This is a genomic window from Stenotrophomonas sp. Marseille-Q4652, from assembly GCF_916618915.1.
In the GTDB taxonomy this organism is placed as follows: Bacteria; Pseudomonadota; Gammaproteobacteria; order Xanthomonadales; family Xanthomonadaceae; genus Stenotrophomonas.
Map to the genome: position 1 here is coordinate 1,329,955 of NZ_CAKAKE010000001.1, position 18,024 is coordinate 1,347,978.

Annotated in this window: 20 protein-coding genes and 3 tRNA genes; 13 read left to right on the plus strand and 10 right to left on the minus strand. The window is 67.3% G+C overall.

Going from position 1 to position 18,024, the window contains the following annotated elements:
- Window positions 1–204: 204 nt before the first annotated feature.
- Both LG380_RS06145 and ispG read right to left on the minus strand, forming a co-directional pair.
- Window positions 205–930 carry a phosphatase PAP2 family protein gene (locus LG380_RS06145; RefSeq protein ID WP_225764037.1) on the minus strand — a complete coding sequence of 242 codons (726 nt, stop codon included), beginning with the start codon at window positions 928–930 and terminating at the stop codon, window positions 205–207.
- A complete protein-coding gene (ispG, locus tag LG380_RS06150; RefSeq protein ID WP_225764038.1) occupies window positions 911–2,176 on the minus strand; it encodes a flavodoxin-dependent (E)-4-hydroxy-3-methylbut-2-enyl-diphosphate synthase in 1,266 nt (421 codons plus the stop codon). Before ispG ends, LG380_RS06145 begins: the two co-directional genes overlap by 20 nt.
- Window positions 2,177–2,289: 113 nt before the next feature.
- Here ispG and LG380_RS06155 point away from each other — a divergent pair, with 113 nt between their 5' ends.
- Both LG380_RS06155 and LG380_RS06160 read left to right on the plus strand, forming a co-directional pair.
- A complete protein-coding gene (locus LG380_RS06155) occupies window positions 2,290–3,510 on the plus strand; it encodes an ATP-binding protein (RefSeq protein WP_225764039.1) in 1,221 nt (406 codons plus the stop codon).
- Complete coding sequence (locus LG380_RS06160) at window positions 3,507–4,076, plus strand: response regulator transcription factor (RefSeq protein ID WP_225764040.1); 570 nt, start codon at window positions 3,507–3,509, stop codon at window positions 4,074–4,076. The genes LG380_RS06155 and LG380_RS06160 overlap by 4 nt, the downstream gene beginning before the upstream one ends.
- A 36-nt stretch (window positions 4,077–4,112) precedes the next feature.
- Here LG380_RS06160 and pgi read toward each other — a convergent pair whose 3' ends face one another.
- From pgi to pcnB, 6 genes are all read right to left on the minus strand, one after another.
- A complete protein-coding gene (pgi, locus tag LG380_RS06165) occupies window positions 4,113–5,627 on the minus strand; it encodes a glucose-6-phosphate isomerase (protein ID WP_225764041.1) in 1,515 nt (504 codons plus the stop codon).
- On the minus strand, window positions 5,624–6,004 hold the full coding sequence (panD, locus tag LG380_RS06170) for an aspartate 1-decarboxylase (protein WP_225764042.1): 381 nt from the start codon (window positions 6,002–6,004) through the stop codon (window positions 5,624–5,626). Before panD ends, pgi begins: the two co-directional genes overlap by 4 nt.
- Before the next feature lie 114 nt (window positions 6,005–6,118).
- The gene (panC, locus tag LG380_RS06175; protein WP_225764043.1) at window positions 6,119–6,961 is read right to left on the minus strand and encodes a pantoate--beta-alanine ligase; all 843 of its coding nucleotides are present in this window, start codon (window positions 6,959–6,961) and stop codon (window positions 6,119–6,121) included.
- Window positions 6,958–7,773, minus strand: coding sequence for a 3-methyl-2-oxobutanoate hydroxymethyltransferase (panB, locus tag LG380_RS06180; RefSeq protein WP_225764044.1), 816 nt, complete (start codon window positions 7,771–7,773; stop codon window positions 6,958–6,960). The genes panC and panB overlap by 4 nt, the downstream gene beginning before the upstream one ends.
- A 34-nt stretch (window positions 7,774–7,807) precedes the next feature.
- Window positions 7,808–8,293: a 2-amino-4-hydroxy-6-hydroxymethyldihydropteridine diphosphokinase gene (folK, locus tag LG380_RS06185; RefSeq protein ID WP_225764045.1), complete on the minus strand. Its 486-nt coding sequence runs from the start codon at window positions 8,291–8,293 to the stop codon at window positions 7,808–7,810.
- Window positions 8,294–8,296: 3 nt separating this feature from the next.
- Window positions 8,297–9,655 (minus strand): polynucleotide adenylyltransferase PcnB, encoded by a 1,359-nt coding sequence (gene pcnB, locus LG380_RS06190; RefSeq protein WP_225766466.1) that lies wholly within the window; start codon window positions 9,653–9,655, stop codon window positions 8,297–8,299.
- A gap of 55 nt (window positions 9,656–9,710) precedes the next feature.
- Here pcnB and LG380_RS06195 point away from each other — a divergent pair.
- Window positions 9,711–9,785: transfer RNA gene (locus LG380_RS06195), tRNA-Glu, on the plus strand.
- 164 nt (window positions 9,786–9,949) lie between these two features.
- A complete protein-coding gene (fdxA, locus tag LG380_RS06200; RefSeq protein WP_225764046.1) occupies window positions 9,950–10,273 on the plus strand; it encodes a ferredoxin FdxA in 324 nt (107 codons plus the stop codon).
- A 70-nt stretch (window positions 10,274–10,343) separates the two neighbouring features.
- On the opposite strand, the gene LG380_RS06205 is transcribed toward fdxA, so the two are convergent.
- On the minus strand, window positions 10,344–10,850 hold the full coding sequence (locus LG380_RS06205) for a hypothetical protein (RefSeq protein ID WP_225764047.1): 507 nt from the start codon (window positions 10,848–10,850) through the stop codon (window positions 10,344–10,346).
- A gap of 30 nt (window positions 10,851–10,880) precedes the next feature.
- The gene (gene dapA / locus LG380_RS06210) at window positions 10,881–11,774 is read right to left on the minus strand and encodes a 4-hydroxy-tetrahydrodipicolinate synthase (RefSeq protein ID WP_225764048.1); all 894 of its coding nucleotides are present in this window, start codon (window positions 11,772–11,774) and stop codon (window positions 10,881–10,883) included.
- A 163-nt stretch (window positions 11,775–11,937) separates the two neighbouring features.
- Between dapA and LG380_RS06215 the strand changes: the two genes are divergently transcribed.
- From LG380_RS06215 to LG380_RS06255, 9 genes are all read left to right on the plus strand, one after another.
- The gene (locus tag LG380_RS06215; protein WP_225764049.1) at window positions 11,938–12,498 is read left to right on the plus strand and encodes a glycine cleavage system protein R; all 561 of its coding nucleotides are present in this window, start codon (window positions 11,938–11,940) and stop codon (window positions 12,496–12,498) included.
- Window positions 12,499–12,569: 71 nt separating this feature from the next.
- Entirely contained in the window at window positions 12,570–13,049 is a 480-nt protein-coding gene (locus LG380_RS06220; RefSeq protein WP_225764050.1) for a peroxiredoxin, read from the plus strand.
- An 81-nt stretch (window positions 13,050–13,130) separates the two neighbouring features.
- Complete coding sequence (locus LG380_RS06225) at window positions 13,131–14,531, plus strand: PhoH family protein (RefSeq protein WP_225764051.1); 1,401 nt, start codon at window positions 13,131–13,133, stop codon at window positions 14,529–14,531.
- Window positions 14,532–14,717: 186 nt separating this feature from the next.
- Entirely contained in the window at window positions 14,718–15,164 is a 447-nt protein-coding gene (locus tag LG380_RS06230) for a hypothetical protein (protein WP_225766468.1), read from the plus strand.
- A gap of 12 nt (window positions 15,165–15,176) precedes the next feature.
- Window positions 15,177–15,845, plus strand: a complete 669-nt coding sequence (locus tag LG380_RS06235; RefSeq protein WP_225764052.1) for a YoaK family protein — start codon at window positions 15,177–15,179, stop codon at window positions 15,843–15,845.
- 42 nt (window positions 15,846–15,887) lie between these two features.
- The gene (gene thiD / locus LG380_RS06240; protein ID WP_225764053.1) at window positions 15,888–16,697 is read left to right on the plus strand and encodes a bifunctional hydroxymethylpyrimidine kinase/phosphomethylpyrimidine kinase; all 810 of its coding nucleotides are present in this window, start codon (window positions 15,888–15,890) and stop codon (window positions 16,695–16,697) included.
- Window positions 16,694–17,554, plus strand: coding sequence for an alpha/beta fold hydrolase (locus tag LG380_RS06245; protein ID WP_225764054.1), 861 nt, complete (start codon window positions 16,694–16,696; stop codon window positions 17,552–17,554). The genes thiD and LG380_RS06245 overlap by 4 nt, the downstream gene beginning before the upstream one ends.
- 40 nt (window positions 17,555–17,594) lie before the next feature.
- A tRNA-Arg gene (locus LG380_RS06250) sits at window positions 17,595–17,671 on the plus strand.
- A gap of 54 nt (window positions 17,672–17,725) precedes the next feature.
- Window positions 17,726–17,802 (plus strand) — tRNA-Arg (locus LG380_RS06255).
- Window positions 17,803–18,024 lie beyond the last annotated feature (222 nt).

The following is an 18,024-nucleotide window of genomic DNA, read 5'->3' on the forward strand; positions in this document are numbered from 1 at the left end:
GCAGCCGCCCAGCATACGTCGCCGTTACGATGATGCAAATGGAGCAGTGTTCGGACAGGACCAAACCGGACTTCTTCAAGGCCCTGCCCGCAGGTTCGAATGACCGGGCCGGGCGTCTTGAGGACGTGGCCGGCTGCCTGAGGTTGGCCCCGGAATCCTCACCCCACTCCCTCCCCAGCGCCATCGGAACTTGCCCCCGAAGCGCTAGGAGTTTTCCGACCGTGCCCTGTCATTTTGCCTGTTATCGCGCGGGCGGTGCCGGCGCCCGAACAACAGCAGGTACACGCCCAGCACCCACGCCAGTGCCGCACACCAGCCGGCAAGGATGTCCGAGGGGTAATGCACCCCCAGGTACATACGCGACATCCCCACCGCCAGCACGAACGCGGCCGCCAATACCAGAACCGGCCAACGCCAGCGCGTGCGCCACGCCAGCATCACCAGTGTCACCGCCAGCGTCATCGAACCCATGGCATGGCCGCTGGGAAAGCTGAAGGTGCTCTCCGGGGCGATCGATTCCCACAGCCCGGGACGCTCGCGCTGGAACAGGTTCTTGGCACCGATGTTCAGCAGCGCCGAACCGATGAAGGCACTGGCAGCGAAGATCGACCGCCGCCAGCGACGCCGCAGCAACAGCACCAGCACCACCAGCACGTCCAGCGGGATCACGCCCCACTGGTAGCCGATCTTCGACACCACGACGAACAGTGCATCCAGTTCGGGCGAGGTGAGCGCGCGCATCCGCCACAGCAAGGCAATGTCCCGCCATGGGGTTTCCATGGCGTGGATTTCGTTGGCCAGCGTGACGAATGCGCCCAGCGGCAGCAGCACGCCGACGAACAACACGAAGAACCGCCAGGCATTGTGGCCCAGCCACCGGCCTAGGCCGGCATCCTCTGCGACGTCTTTGTTACCCGGCGTTACGGGCATATTTCTCTTCGACGTAGCTGTCGATCAGCGCGACGAATTCCTGGGCGATGTTCTCGCCACGCAGGGTCACCTTCTTCTCGCCATCGACGAACACCGGCGCAGCCGGCGCCTCGCCAGTCCCCGGCAGCGAGATGCCGATGTTGGCGTGGCGCGATTCGCCCGGTCCGTTGACCACGCAGCCCATCACCGCCAGGGTCATGTTCTCCGCGCCTGGGTGGCTGACCTTCCACACCGGCATCTTCTCGCGCACGTGGTTCTGCACGACCCTGGCCAGCTCCTGGAAGAACTCCGAGGTGGTGCGGCCGCAACCCGGGCATGCAGTCACCAGCGGGGTGAAGGCACGCTGGCCGGTGGTCTGCAGCAGCTCCTGGGCGACGATCACTTCCTGCGTGCGCGATTGCCCGGGCTCGGGCGTGAGCGAGATGCGGATGGTGTCGCCGATGCCTTCCTGCAGCAGCACGGCCAGTGCTGCCGACGAAGCAACGATGCCCTTGCTGCCGATGCCGGCTTCGGTCAGGCCCAGGTGCAGGGCGAAGTCCGAACGCTGGGCCAGGTCGCGATAGACGGCGATCAGTTCCTGCACGCCGCTGACCTTGGCCGACAGCACGATGCGATCGCGCGGCAGGCCGAGCTCGACGGCCTGTTCGGCCGAGTCCAGCGCCGACCGGATCAGCGCCTCGCGCAGCACGCGGCCGGCATCCCAGGGCTGCTGGCGACGGCTGTTCTCGTCCATCAGCTTCGCCGCCAGGGCCTGGTCCAGCGAACCCCAGTTCGCACCGATGCGCACCGGCTTGTCGTAGCGGATCGCGAACTCTATCAACTGGGCGAACTGGGTGTCCTTCTTCTTGCCGAAACCGACGTTGCCCGGGTTGATCCGGTACTTGGCCAGCGCCTCGGCACAGGCCGGCTCGGCGGCAAGCAGCTGGTGGCCGTTGTAGTGGAAGTCACCGATCAGCGGCACGTTGATGCCCATCATCGCCAGCTTGTCGACGATGCGCGGGATCGCCGCGGCCGATTCGGGATTGTTGACTGTCAGCCGCACCATTTCCGAGCCGGCCCGCCACAGCTCGGCGACCTGCTTGACGCTGGAGGCCACGTCGGCGGTATCGGTGTTGGTCATCGACTGCACGACCACGGGGCTGCCCCCGCCAACCTTTACCCCGCCGATGTCCACGGACTGGGTGATGCGGCGGGGCCAGGCAGTAGCGTTGCTGGGCGGAGTCGGCTGGGTGACGGCGTCGTGCATCCGCGCATTTTAGCGCGCCGCGGCCCCTGGCGAGGCGCTGCAGACCATCGATTCATGGCATGGAGGGTTGCGGCCGCGGGCAGCTGCGCAGGCGAACGAATACGATGGAGGCGATGAATCCATCCGACACCTCCTTCCTGCGCACCCTGTGCAGCCTGCGCTGGCTGGCTACCGCCGGCCAGGCGGCCACCATCGTGGCGGCAACCTGGCTGCTGGGCATGCAACTGCCCCAACTGCCGCTGTGGACCGGCGTGGCCTTCCTGGCCGTTTTCAACCTGCTGGTGCAGCTGCAGTTGCGCGCCGCCGAGGCCGATCCGGCGCCGGTGACCGCCTTCGGCCACATCCTGGTCGACGTCACCGTGCTGACCTGGATGGTGGGCTGGAGCGGCGGTATCGCCAATCCGTTCGGCTCGCTGTTCCTGATCCTGATTGCGCTGGCGGCTCTGGCCCTGCCGCTGCGCTGGGCCCTGGCGGTCGGCTTCAGTTGCGTGTTCGGCTATGGGGCCAGCGCGGTGTTCGGCGTGCCCTTGCCGCCCGGGAGGTTCCTGGCGATCGAGCTGCAGCAGTGGGGCGTGGCCGCCAACTTCCTGCTGTCCAGCGTCGTGGTGCTGGTGTTCTCCACCCGCCTGGCCGGCGCGCTGCGCGAACGTGAGCGCGAACTGGCCCTGCTGCGCGAGCGCTTCGTGCGCAACGAGGGCATCGTCGCACTGGCCACGCACGCCGCGTCCGTGGCGCATGAACTCAACACGCCGCTGGCAACCATGACCTTGCTGGCCGACGACATCGCCGAGCAGTGCGATACGCCGGAGCTGCGCGAGGACCTGGAAACCCTGCGCGACCTGCTGGTGCAGTGCCGCGAGCGGGTGCTCGCGCTGGCCGCGCCGGCCAATGACGCCAACACCCGCACCCGGCTGGTGCATGTGCTCGAGCAGTGGCGACTGGTGCGCCCCACCGTGCAGCTGCACCGTCACGACAGCACCGCCCAGGACCTGGTGCTGGAGCCCGGCGTGGGCCACCTGCTGATGGTGCTGCTCAACAACGCCGCCGACGCCAGCGAGCAGGCCGGGCGCGCCCAGGTGGACCTGTCGCTGCACGTGCAGGACGGCCAGCTGTTCGGCGAGGTGCGCGACTACGGGCGCGGCTTTGATGCCAACCAGGCCGTGCTGCCGGGTACCCTGTTCAACAGCGGCAAGACCGACGGGATGGGCGTGGGACTGGCCCTGTCGCATGCCACCATTGAACGGCTGCGCGGCGAGCTGTGGATGCGCCCGGCCGAAGGAACCGGCACCCGCGTCGGCTTCCGCCTGCCCATCAGTCCTGGAACCGATCCATGAACGAACCTTCCATCGCTGGACTGCTGGTCGACGACGACCCCCTGTACCTGCGCACCCTGCAGCGCAGCCTGGCCCGGCGCGGGCTGGAGGCGCAGACCGCCAGCGACACCGCCAGCGCCCTGCAGCTGGCGCGTGAACGGCCGCCAGCCTTTGCCCTGATCGACCTGAAGCTGGGCAGCGAGTCGGGCCTGTCGCTGATCCAGCCGCTGCGCGAGCTGCGTGCGGATATGCGCATCCTGCTGGTCACCGGCTACGCCAGCATTGCCACCGCGGTGGAGGCGATCAAGCTGGGCGCGGACGACTACCTGCCCAAGCCGGCGACGATGCCGATGATCCTGCGCGCGCTCGGCCAAGAGGACGACGAGGCCGGTGACGAAGCCGACGAGCCGGAACTGCCCGACGCGATGACCCCGATCAGCCGGCTGCAGTGGGAACACATCCAGCAGGCCATGCACGAGACTGGCGGTAATGTTTCGGCCGCCGCACGCCTGCTCGGCATGCATCGGCGCTCGCTGCAGCGCAAGCTCAGCAAGCGTCCCAGTCCGGAGCGCGATCCCACGCGTTGAAGGGTGGCTCCCGATCAGGGAGCCACACGGGAAGACTCAGCGGCGAAGCTGCTGCAGGATTTCGCGGGTCACCGGATCGTCCACGGCAACCGGCTCGCCCTGCAGCGCTGGCAGCAGCTGGTTGGCCAGCTGCTTGCCCAGCTCGACGCCGAACTGGTCGAAGGCGTTGATGTTCCAGATCACCGACTGCACGTACACCGCGTGCTCGTACATGGCGATCAGCGCGCCCAGGGCTTCGGGCGTCAGTGCATCCAGCAGGATCAGCGTGCTCGGCCGGCCGCCCGGGTAGTCGCGATGCGGATCATCGCTGCCCTGGCCGTTGGCCAGCGCCTCGGTCTGCGCCAACAGGTTGGCCAGCAGCGCCTGGTGGTTGAGTTGGTACGGATCGTCATGGCGGATGCAGCCGATGAAATCGGCCGGCACCACACTGGTGCCCTGGTGCAGGGCCTGGAAGAAGCTGTGCTGCACATCGGTACCCGCCCCACCCCACCACACCGGCACGGTGTCGCAGGTGACCGGACTGCCATCGCGCTGCACGCGCTTGCCCAGGCTCTCCATCACCAGCTGCTGCAGGTAGGCCGGCAGCAGCGCCAGGCGCTGGTCGTAAGTCATCACCGCGTGCGTGGCATGGCCAAGCAGGTTGCGGTTCCAGATATCGGTCAGTGCGTGCAACACCGGCAGGTTGCGCTCCAGCGGCGCACCGAGGGCATGCGCATCCATCTGCGCGGCACCAGCCAGCAGCTTCTCGAAATTTTCAAACCCGATCGCCAGTGCGATCGGCAGGCCGACCGAGGACCACAGCGAATAGCGGCCACCGACCCAGTCCCACATCGGCAGCACCTGCGCGGCGGGGATGGCAAAGGTCTGCGCCGCCCGTTCGGGATTGGCGCTGACCGCGAACAGGCGCTCGCTGCTGCCCAGCCACCCGTGCAGGATGCGGCCGTTGAGCAGCGTCTCCTGGGTGCCGAAGGTCTTGGAGATCAGGATGCCGGCCGTGGTGGCCGGATCCAGCGTGGCCAGCGTGCGCTGCATGGCCGCGCCATCCACGTTGGAAACGAAGTGCACGCGGAAGCGCGCGCCGCTGGCCGGACGCAGCGCATCGGCGACCAGCCGCGGGCCGAGGTCCGAACCGCCGATGCCCACGCTGACGATGTCGGTGACGCCGCTGGCTTCCAGCGACTGCACCAGCAGCGCCATGCGCTGCCGTACCTCGGTGGCAGCGGCATATGCCTGGGTGGCGACCGGGGCACCGGCCGGATCACCGCGCAACGCCGTGTGCAGGGCCGCGCGCCCTTCCGTCAGGTTGACCTGCTCGCCCCGGAACAGGCGCTGGAAACCGCCGGCAACGTCGCGCGCGGCGGCCAGTTCCAGCAGGGCATCCAGCGCCGCGCGGTCGTACTTCTGCCGCGCGAAGTTGACGTACAACGGACCGACCCGCAGCGCCAGGTCCTGCACGCGCCCAGGCTCGGCCTGCAGCAGTGAGGGAATGCCCGCTCCGCGGAGGCGGAGGGCGTGCTGGTGCAGCGAGGCGAATCCGTCGTCGTGGGTCATGCGGCCTGGGTCGGGATGCTGTTGTTCGTGTGGGTGATCTTGTTGGCCCCGTCGACATAGACCAGCTTGGGCTGGAACATCGCGGCCTCTTCCTCGCTCATGCTAGCGAAGGCGGCGATGATGATGATGTCACCGACCTGTACGTGACGCGCGGCGCCACCGTTGAGCGAGATCACGCCGCTGCCGGCTTCGGCGCGGATGGCATAGGTCGAGAAACGGCTGCCGTTGGTCACGTCCCAGATATGCACCTGCTCGAACTCGCGGATGCCGGTGGCTTCCAGCAGGTCGTCATCGATGGCGATCGAGCCTTCGTAGTTCAGCTCGGAATGGGTGACGGTGGCGCGGTGGATCTTGGTCTTGAGCAGGGAGAGTTGCATGTGGGGGTCCGGCAAACTGCGGAGGAAAGGGCGAAGTTTAGCACCGGCGTCCTGCAAGCCGGCTCCGCTCCGATGCCCCTGCCGACCGGGCGGCGCCCGGCCGGCACAACCCGATCAGAACTCGATGTTGTCGATCAGGCGGGTATTGCCGATCCTGGCGGCGACCAGCGCGACACGTGCGCCGCCCTGCCCGTCCTGCGGCTCACCCAGATCCGGCAGGCGCACCACGGCGTAGTCGACCTGGAAGCCGGCTTCCCGCAACTGGGCTTCGGCCTCGGCCTCGACCTGGTGACGGGCGGTGCCAGCCAGGCAGGCGTCGCGCATGGCCAGCAGGGTGCGGCGGATGTGCGCGGCCTGCGGGCGCGCAGCGCCGTCCAGGTACTGGTTGCGCGAACTCATCGCCAGGCCATCGGCCTCGCGCACGATCTCCCCCCCAATGATCTCGATCGGGAAGGCCAGGTCGGTGACCATCTGCTGGATCACCGCCAGTTGCTGGTAATCCTTGCGGCCAAACGCGGCCACGTCCGGCTGCACCTGGTTGAACAGGCGGCTGACCACCGTGCAGACGCCATCGAAATGGCCGGGGCGATGCGCGCCCTCGAGCACCGCGCTGACGCCGGGTACATGGACCTTGGCCGCCAGCTCCACGCCAAACGGATACATCGACTCAACCGTGGGCAGCCACAGCACGTCGCAGCCGGCGTCCTGCAGGCCGCTGGTGTCGGCCTCGGGCGTGCGCGGGTAGCGGGTGAAGTCCTCGTTCGGGCCGAACTGGGTCGGGTTGACGAACACGCTGGAGACCACGCGGTCGGCATGCTGGCGCGCCAGCTTGACCAGCGAATAGTGACCGGCATGCAGGTTGCCCATGGTGGGCACGAAGCCCACGCGCAGGCCTTCGCGCTTCCAGCCCGAGACGATGGCGCGTAGCCGGGAAAGTTCGGTGACGGTTTCGATCATGATGCGTATGCGTGTTCTGCGTCGGGGAAAGTACCGGCGCGAACGGCGTCGGTATAGGCACGGACGGCACCGGCAACGGACCCGCCCTCGGCGAGGAAATCCTTGACGAACTTCGGACGGCGGTGGCCACTGTCCAGTCCGAGGAAGTCGTGCAGCACCAGCACCTGGCCATCACAGCCGGGACCGGCGCCGATACCAATGGTGGGAATGCTGGATTCGGCGGTGACCTGGGCCGCCAGCGGGGTGGGCACGCATTCGAGCACCAGCAGGCTGGCACCGGCTTCGGCGACTTCGCGCGCCTGGCGGCGCAGCAGTTCGCCGGCTTCGCCACGGCCCTGCACCTTGTAACCGCCCAGGCGCAGCACCGATTGCGGGGTCAGGCCCAGGTGCGAGCACACCGGGATCTCGCGCTCGACCAAGTGGCGGATGATGTCCAGCTTGAAGCCGGCACCTTCGATCTTGACCATCTCCGCGCCGGCGCGCAGCAGTTGCAGCGAGGCATCCAGCGCACGCTCGGGGGTGGCGTCGGCACCGAACGGCAGGTCGGCCACCAGGAGCGCACGCTGCAGCACGCGGGACACGGCGGTGGTGTGGTAGACAACGTCGGCCACGGTGACCGGCAGGGTCGAATCCTGGCCCTGCACCACCATGCCCAGGGAGTCACCGATCAGGATCAGGTCCACGCCGTTGGCATCGAGCACCCGGGCAAATCCGGCGTCGTAGGCGGTCAACATCACCAGCTTGTCGCCGTTGCGCTTGGCCTCGGCCAGGGCGGGAACGGTCCAGGGCTTGCTGTCTGCGTGACTACTCATGAAGGAATAACCGGGAGCGATAAGCCGGTCATTATCACCCTATTACTGCGATGCCGCAGGACTCCACCGCCGCCGCAGCGTCACGCACCGTTCCGTAACCCGCGATCACCGCATCGGGCGCGATCTCGGCCAGCGGCAACAGGGCAAACGCGCGCTCGTGCAAGTAGGGGTGCGGCACGCGCAGGCCGGGCACGTCGATCACCTGCTGGCCGTACAGCAACAGGTCCAGGTCCAGGGTGCGCGGTCCCCAGCGTTCGCCGGGGACGCGGGTCCGGCCGAATTCCTGTTCGGCGCCGAGCAGGGCGTGCAGCAGCTCGATGGCCGGCAGCTGAGTTTCCACCACCGCCGCCGCATTGACGAATGGCGGCTGATCCTCCACGCCCCAGGCGGGGGTGCGGTAGAGCCGCGAGGCAGCCACGAGGCGGGTACGGGGAAGCGAGTCCAGCGCCTGCAGCGCTGCACGCACCGTACCCTCGGCATCGCCCAGATTGGCGCCGAGCCCGATGCAGGCTGTGCCCATGCCTTACTCCGCCTGGGCCCCGGCCCCACGACGGCGGCGACGGCGGCGCGGACGCCGGCCGCGGCCTTCGCCCTCTTCCTCGTGAACGGCGTCCAGCACCGCCTCCAGCTCGTGGCCCGACTGCTGCTGGGCCTCGCGCCAGAAGGCGATGTCGGCCTCGTGCTCGCTCGAAGCGACCTGGCGCAGCGCCAGGAAGTCGAACGCGGCGCGGAAACGCGGATGGGTCAGCGTGCGGAACACGCGCTTGCGCTGGCGCGAGCCAAAGCGCGACTGCAGCAGCCAGATTTCCTGCATCGGCAGCGAAAAACGGCGCGGCAGCGCGATGGTCCTGAGCTGGTTCAGGGTGACCCGGTCCGCCGCCCGGCGCTGGGCCTCTTCGGCGTGCACTCCCTGAGCCTGCAGGGTGATCAGCGAACGGCAGAACGCCGGCCACAGCAACAGCGCGAACAGGAAGGCCGGCGATACCGGCTCGTCGTTGGCGACGCGGGTATCGGTGTTGCGCAGGCCTTCGATCAGCATGCGACGTAGCGCACCGCTGCGATTCCCACGCAGCGCCGCGGCGCTTTCCGGGAACAGCACCGGCAGCAGGCCGTAACGCTCAAGCCCTTCGAAGCTCGCCACGCCATGGCCGGACAGGAACAGCTTGAGCACTTCCTCGAACAGGCGCGCCGGGGCCGCGTCGGCCAGCAGGCCCGCCAGGCGCGGGATCGGCTCGGCGGTAGCCGGATCGATGTCAAAGCCGAGCTTGGCCGCCAGGCGCACCGCGCGCAGCATGCGCACCGGGTCCTCCTGGTAACGCAGCTCCGGATCGCCGATCAGCTTCATCTTGCGTGCCTGCACGTCGTCGAAGCCGCCGGCGTAGTCGCGCACCGAGAAGTCCTCGATCGCGTAATAAAGAGCGTTGCAGGTGAAATCGCGGCGGATCGCGTCGTCCTCGATGGTGCCGTAGACGTTGTCACGCACCAGCATGCCGTTTTCCACCTCGCGGTCGCCGCTGCCGTCATCGCTGTTGGCGCGGAAGGTCGCGACCTCGATGATCTCGCGGCCGAACACGACATGGGCCAGGCGGAAGCGCCGGCCGATCAGCCGGCAATTGCGGAACAGCTGCTTGACCTGCTCGGGCGTGGCATCGGTGGCCACGTCGAAATCCTTGGGACGCCCGCCCACCAGCAGGTCGCGCACCGCGCCGCCGACCAGGTAGGCACCGAAGCCCTCATCACGCAGCCGGTAAAGCACGCGCAGCGCGTTGGGGCTGATGTCCTTGCGGGAAATGTTGTGCTGGTCGCGCGGAATCACGCGCAGGGTGAACGGGGTTGTAACTGTGGGATTGATGTTGGCGCTTCCGTGTGGGTTCCAGGGGATTGCCGAACGGCATCCATGTCCATATACTAGCGCGCTACGCCGGACGCGACAAAACGCTCCCTTCGTCTAGTGGTTAGGACGTGGCCCTCTCAAGGCTAAAACAGGGGTTCGAGTCCCCTAGGGAGCGCCAACTCCGTCAGCGTAATGAAAAGCCCCGCCCTGCGGGGCTTTTTGGTTTCGGAAACCGCGCCCCGCCGCCCTGCCCCGGGAGGCGCACGCCGGCCCACCGGATAACGGCAGGCCGCCCGGCGCCGGACTGTTCTAGAATCCCCAGGCTTACTGCTGGACTCCGTCATGCCCTTTGTCGTCACCGAAAACTGCATCAAGTGCAAACACACCGATTGCGTGGAAGTGTGTCCCGTGGATTGTTTCCACGAAGGCCCGAACTTCCTGGTGATCGACCCGGACGAATGCATCGACTGCACGCTGTGCGAGCCCGAGTGCCCGGTCAATGCCATCTACCCCGAGGATGACGTGCCCGCCGGGCAGGAAGTCTTCGTCGGCCTCAACGCCGAACTGGCCAAGGCCTGGCCGGTGCTGACCGTACGCAAGGAACCGCCGGCTGACCATGCCGAATGGGACGGCAAGCCGGACAAGCTCAAGTTGCTCGAGCGCTGAGCCTGACTTCCCGAAAAACAGAAAGGGCGCCGATGGCGCCCTTTCTTGTGCCTGACCGGCAACTGCCGGATCAGTTGCCCAGGCGCTGCTGCAACTCGGCAATCAGCTTGACCGGAGCGGCATCGGTGGCCGGCAGGCCACGCGGATCGACCGCCGAGACGTAGCTGCCCGCTTCCACGCCGACCACGCGCACCAGGAAGTTGCTGCCCTCGTAGGCCACGTCATAGGAGCCCAGCAACTGGGCGCGGCTGGCGATGGTCACGCCCTCGATCGACTCCAGGACCTGGCCGACCTTGCCAAACACCTCGTCGCGTGAGCCCGCGGCGGTGAAGCCACCGGCCGGCATCGCGCCCGCTGCTGCCTGCGCGGGACGCGCCACCGACGAAGCCAGCACCGATTCCTGCGGGGCACTGGCGCCGGGCAGGTTCAAGTCTGGCGGCACTTCCAGCGGGCGCATCTCCGGGGCCATCGCGTAGTCGCCACGCGCACCCTTGCCGAAACAGCCCGTGGTGGTGACAGCCACCACCGCCGACAGGGCAAGCGACAGCACGCGGACGGGGGTGTTGGAATCAGACATCGTGAATCTCCTGGGTCAGGCCGCCGATGCTCAGCGGCTGGAAAGCTCTTCCAACGCAACGGCGTCGGCAGCAAGTTGGTCGGCCGCGGCATGGTGCCCCGCGGACAGCGGCAGCAGCGGCAGCCGCAGGCCATGGCCGATGCCGGCGCGCTGCAGCAGCGCCTTCACCGGAATGGGGTTGGATTCGATACCACAGAAGGCGTGGAACGGTTGCAAACGTGCATCCCACGACCCGGTCGCCTCGCGCTCGCCGGCGCGGGCGAGGTCGCACAGGCGCCGGTAGGCCGCCGGCAACACGTTGGAGCCGACCGAGATCAGGCCATCGATCCCCGACAGCATGGAACGCGCCGCGGTGGCGTCGTCACCCCCGAGGATGGCGAACGAGTCACTGCGCAGCGCCAGCAGCGCATCGACTCGCGCGCTGTCCGACACCGCTTCCTTGATGCCAACGATGTTCGGGTGCGAGGCCAGCTCGGCCACGGTCTCCGGCAGCATGTCGCAACCGGTACGGCCCGGGACGTTGTATAGCACCACCGGCAGACCACCCTGCTCGGCGACCGCCCGGTAGTGGGCGATGAGCCCGGCCTGGGTCGGCCGCACATAAGGAGGCGTGACCACCAAGGCATGGGTGGCGCCATTGGCGGCCGCGCGCCGGGTCTGCTCGATGGTCTTGGCGGTGCCCGAGAGGCCGGTGCCGGCCAGCACCGGTATGCGCCCGCCGAGCACCTTGACCGCCGTGCGCAGCAGGCTGTCGTACTCGTCATCGGACAGCGTCGCCGCCTCGCCGGTCGAACCGGCCACGACCACGCCCTGGATGCCGCCGTTGATCTGTTTGCGCAGCAGTTCCAGCCAGCCGTCAGGGTCCAGTGCGCCGTCGGCGCGGAAAGGGGTGGCCAGGGCGGTGATGATGCCGGAAAGTGCCAAGGATCAAGTGCTCTTTGGAAGTGAACAGGCCTGCATCGCGCAGGTTCATGACGCCCGCATGTTACTTGCGGGCCGAAAGCGCGGGCAAGTATGCTGGACGTCGGCGAACAGCGCGTTTTCCGCGTGCCGTTCAGACTCAAATGAAAGTATCACCGGAATCGCCTTGACCGACACCACGCCGCGGCCGCAGCCGACTGAAAACCACCTCCTGATCAACGCCTACACGACGCATCCGGAGTCTCCCCTGCTGCCCGTCACCCGCCGCATCGCCGACAGCGGCTGCAACCTGGTCGATGCGCGACTGGCCACGGTGGGACGCGATGTCTCGGTCACCGCGCTGGCGACCGGCTCCTGGGATGCGGTGGCCAAGCTCGAAGCGATGATGACGCGGCTGGAGCGGGAGGAAGGCCTGAAGCTGGTGTGGTACCGCACCGGTGCCAAGCAGACCCAGTCCAACCTGCTGCCGTACATCGTCGAGGTGATTGCGGCCGACAAGCCCGGCATCCTGTTCCAGCTGGCGGATTTCTTTGATCGCCAGGGCATCACCATCGAGAACCTGCAAAGCACGCGCTACCGCGCCATGCAGACCGGCGCGGAGATGTTCTCGGCCCAGGTGACCATCGGCGTGCCGGCCAACATGCATATTGCCGCGCTGCGCGATGATTTCCTGGAATTCTGCGATCACCTCAACCTCGACGCGATCATGGATCCGATGAAGTTCTGATCGGCTGCCTGCGCGAATCCGTCACGCTCGCGCTGGCGTAATGGCAATACCCCGGGCTCCGGAAGCACCAGATGAATATCGGCGACACCCTGGACCGCAACACCCTCGACCTTCCGCTGGACCTGTCCGGCGGCGCCCGGACCACGCTGGGCGAGCAGGCCGGCCACTGGCTGGTGCTTTACTTCTATCCCAAGGACAGCACCCCGGGCTGCACCACCGAGGGCCTGGATTTCAACGCGCTGCTCCCGGCGTTCACGAAGGCCGGGGCCACGGTGTTCGGCGTATCGCGCGACTCGGTGAAGTCGCACGACAACTTCTGCGCCAGGCAGGGTTTTGCCTTCCCGCTGGTCAGCGATGGCGACGAGGCCCTGTGCACCGCCTTCGACGTGATCAAGCTCAAGAACATGTACGGCAAACAGGTGCGCGGCATCGAACGCAGCACCTTCCTCATTTCGCCCGAGGGCCGGGTCGTCCAGGCCTGGCGCAAGGTCAAGGTCGCCGGCCACGCCCAGGCCGTGCTCGACGCACTGAAGGTCGAACAGACCCGGTGACCACCCCTGTTCCACGAACCGGCCATCACCCTGCCCCGCAGGCGTGATGGCTTGCCCCTGCCCAGCCAACAGGAATCGACGATGACCCGAGGCAAGCGCATCTACGTACTGGATACCAACGTGCTGATGCACGATCCAACCGCGCTGTTCAAGTTCGAGGAGCACGATGTCTACCTGCCGATGCAGGTGATCGAGGAGCTGGACAACGGCAAGAAGGGAACCTCCGAGGCCAGCCGCAATGCCCGCCAGGTCAGCCGTTTCCTCAACGAGCTGGTCGAGGCCTCGGGCCTGGCCAACATGGCCGACGGCATTCCGCTGTCCCTGCCGCACGGCCTGCAGTTGCGTGGCAAGCATGCCGCCGGCCTGCTGCGGTTCCAGACCAGCCATTTCGAGGCGGGAAAGAGCTTCGGCGCGGTGATCCCGGACAACGCCATCCTCGGCGCGATCCTGGCGCTGAAGGAAGAACACCCCGAGGTCCCGGTGGTGTTCGTGTCCAAGGACATCAACCTGCGGATCAAGGCGGCCATCGCCGGGATCGTGTCGGAGGACTACGAGAACGACCGCGCCCTGGATGACTTCAGCCTGCTCTACACCGGCGCCAACGAGCTGCCGGAAGATTTCTGGAAGAAGCACACCGATGCGCTGCGCAGCTGGAGCGAGCGCGGCCGTACCCACTACGAGATCGACCAGGCCGACGACGAGGACTGGCATCCGAACCAGTACGTGTACCTGCCCGGCGACGACGACGTGGAGCTGCGCGTTTCGAAGGTAGGCGGGGATGGCCGCATCACCCTGTCCATCGTCGATGACTTCCGTCAACCGAGCCATTCGGTGTGGGGCATCACCGCGCGCAACCGCGAGCAGAACTTCGCGCTCAACGCACTGATGGACCCGGAGATCGACTTCGTCACCCTGCTGGGCACCGCCGGCACCGGCAAGACCCTGCTCGCGCTGGCTGCCGGCCTGGCGCAGACGATGGATACCCAGCGTTACCGGGAGATCATCATGACCCGCGCCACGGTCAGCGTTGGCGAGGACATCGGCTTCCTGCCCGGCACCGAGGAGGAAAAGATGACGCCGTGGATGGGCGCACTGACCGACAACCTGGAAGTGCTCACCCACAACCAGGAAGGCGGGGCATGGGGCCGTGCGGCGACCAATGACCTGCTGGCGAGCCGGATCAAGATCCGCTCGCTCAACTTCATGCGCGGCCGCACCTTCCTGTCGCGGTACCTGATCCTGGACGAGGCGCAGAACCTCACGCCCAAGCAGATGAAGACCCTGATCACCCGCGCCGGTCCCGGCACCAAGATCGTGTGCCTGGGCAACGTGGAGCAGATCGACACGCCGTACCTGACCGAGACCACCTCGGGCCTGACCTACGCGGTGGACCGCTTCAAGAAATGGCCGCACAGCGCGCACATCACCCTGCGTCGCGGCGAGCGCTCGCGCCTGGCCGACTATGCCTCGGAAGTGCTGTAACCCGGATTGCCCTGCGCACGGCGCAGGGCATCCGACCGGATGATCGCCGCGCGCGGCCTGACAACCCCTTGCCGCCTGCGCCGATCCGACTATCGTGGTCGACACCGCGCCACGCGCGATGCAACCCTCTGCCCAACGGAGATTCCAGTGAAACGCATCCCCGCCCTGCTCCTCGCCTCCGGCCTCGTGGCGCTGGCGGCCTGCACGCCGGCCAACGTCAAGCCCGGGGCCACTGTCCCGACCGCGATCAAGGCCGGGCAGTCCTGGGTCGTGACCCGCCCGGTGGTCGTTGCGCAGGTCCTGGATACCTGCTCGCGCGAAAGCCCGGCGCGCGATGGCCGCGTCACCGGCTACTGGGCCCCCAGCCGCGCCGACGTCGAACAGCTGGAATCGCGCCTGCCGTCGCTGTCACCGCAGGTCGCCAACCCAACCGACTCCAACCGACAGTACGTGGGCGTGGAGATCGATGGCCAGCGGCTGGTCTACATCAACGCATTCTCGCTGCCCGACCACGCCGACATCGACCCCTCGCGCGAGGCGGTGCGCGTGTGCGATGGCGGCGATCGCTTCTGGGGTGCGCTGTTCAATCCGAAGACCGGTGAGTTCAGCGGGATTGCCAGCAACGGCCGCTGAGGCGTTCCTGCCATGGGGATCCAACTTCCGCGCTGGGTGTGGATAGGCGCCGTACTGCTGTCCAGCGTGGCCGGCATGGTCAACGTGGTGGGCTTCCTGGGCTTCGAACACCTGTTCCTGAGCCACATGACCGGCACCACCAGCCAGCTCGGCATTGCCCTGGCGCATGGTGACTGGCGCTCGGTCGGCCAGCTGTGGGCACTGATCATCGCGTTCTGCCTGGGCGCCACCTGCAGCGGGCTTATCGTGCAGGACTCCACCCTCATCCTGGGCCGCCGCTACGGCGTGGTCCTTATCCTGGAAGCCATCCTCCTGCTCGCCGCCGTCTATCTGTTCAAGCAGCAGCAGATCTGGGGCGCGCTGTGCGCGGCTGCCGCCTGCGGCATGCAGAACGCGATGGCCACCACCTTCAGCGGCGCGATCATCCGCACCACCCACCTCACCGGCATGTTCACCGACCTCGGCATCGGCCTGGGCCATCTGCTGCGCGGCCTGCCGTTGCAGATGCGGCGCCTGACCCTGAGCGGCCTGATCGCCAGCGGCTTCCTGGCCGGCGGCATGATCGGGGCGCTGCTGTTCGATCGCCTCCAGTACGACGCCCTGCTTGCGCCCGCGCTGCTCACCGGCGCCACCGGCAGCGGCTACGTGATCTACCAGCACTGGACGCGGCGCCAACGTTGAGCTGCGGCAGCAATGCGCGGGCAAACATTGCACAATTGCCGGATGAACCCTTCGACCATTCTTTCCGCACTGACCATCGCCGGTTCGGACTCCGGCGGCGGTGCCGGCATCCAGGCCGACCTCAAGGCCTTTGCCGCCCACGGCGTGCATGGCCTGTCCGCCATCGCCGCGCTCACCGCACAGCACACCCGCGGCGTCACCGCGGTGCACGTGCCACCACTGGACTTCCTGCAGGCCCAGATCGACGCCTGTTTCGATGACTTCCAGGTCCACGCGGTGAAGCTCGGCATGCTCGCCAACGCCGATGTCATCCACCTGGTTGCCGATGCACTGGAGAAGTACCAGCCCACGCACGTGGTGCTGGACCCGGTCATGGTTGCCACCAGCGGCGCCAAGCTGCTCGAGGACAGCGCACTGCGTGCGATGCGCGAGCGCCTGCTGCCCTTGGCCACCCTGCTCACCCCCAACACGCCCGAGGCCGAACTGCTGCTGGATCGACGGATCGAAAGCGCGGAAAACGCCGAGGACGCCGCCGCCGCGCTGCTGGAACTGGGCACCGGCGCGGTCCTGCTCAAGGGCGGGCACCTGGCCGAAGGCCGGCAGGTAGTGGATCGCTACATCGATGGCGCCACCCGTGCCGAGTTCACCCATGCACGCCTCCCGGTCGATGCACACGGCACCGGCTGCACCCTGGCCTCGGCCATCGCCGCGCAACTTTGCAACGGGCTGCGGTTGCCCGACGCCTGCGAGTCGGCGATCGACTACATCGCGCGCGGCCTGCAGCGCGGCTATCACCCGGGCCGCAGCGAGGTGATGGTGCTGGACCATTTCGGCGCGTCGCGCCCTGCATGAGCAGGCAGGTCAACCTCACGGCCACCGCTGGCGATGGCCACGCGTGGGAGCTGATCGGCTGTGTGCCGGCAGCACGCAAGGCCACCGTGCTGTGGCTGCCGGCCCTCGGCGTCTCGGCGCGCAATTACCTGCCGCTTGCGCAGGCGCTTGCCGGACACGGCGTGGCGACCTTCGTGCACGAGTGGCGCGGTAACGGCAGTAGCAGCCTTCGGCCCTCGCGCACGGTGGACTGGGGCTACCGCGAGATCCTGCAGCTGGACCTGCCGGCCAGCCTGGCGGCGATCTCCGGCGAAGACACCGGCCCCGTTCTGCTGGGCGGGCACAGCCTCGGCGGCCAGCTCTCGTGTTGCTTTGCCGCGTTGCATCCCAATGCGTTCTCGGGGCTGCTGCTGGTGGCCAGCGGAACGCCGTGGTGGCGCAGCTTTCCCGCACCACGCCGTTTCCTGCTCCCGCTGGCCTATCGCTTCCTGCCCTGGCTTGCCCGTCACCAGGGCGTGCTGCACGGACGGCGGATCGGCTTTGGCGGCCGCGAGGCACGCGGCCTGATCGCCGACTGGGCGCGCGTCGGCCTCACCAACCGTTACGCTGCCCGCGACTGGGACGTTGACCTGGAGCAGGCCATCAGCCAACTGCAGGTTCCGGCCTCGGCGGTGGTGATGGACGAAGACTGGCTGGCACCGGAAAGCTCGATGCGCGCCCTCCTTGGCAAGATGCCGAACGCGTCCACGCAGCTTCAATGCCTGTCCGCCCAGGAAATCAGAACGCGGGCGGACCATTTCGCATGGATGAAACGTCCGGAAAGAGTGGCGCAAAGGCTGTTGGATTTTTCTGCACCGAATTTTTCACAAAAGCATTGACGCCCGCGCCTCACATCCGCATAATTCCGCTCCTGACGTTGCGCCCGTAGCTCAGTTGGATAGAGTACCTGGCTACGAACCAGGCGGTCGGGAGTTCGAATCTCTCCGGGCGCGCCATCATCAGGAAGCAGCTTTACCGCGGCTTCAGCAGTTCCAAAACTTGTCGTATACGCGCCCGTAGCTCAGTTGGATAGAGTACCTGGCTACGAACCAGGCGGTCGGGAGTTCGAATCTCTCCGGGCGCGCCAATACCGAAAAACCCACGACTGGTTCGTGGGTTTTTTTTGCCCTGCATTCCGTATGCGCCGCCCTACATGGCGCCCCACCGGAGCATCCGGATGGGTTGTCCCTCAGCGAGCCTGCACGGTCACGGCATGACAAGCGCCCAGCCACCCTCGCCTCCGCAACGACGACAGAAGCCACGCGCGGCATCGACATGCACACCGCCGGCAAGCGGCCGCTGCACGCGG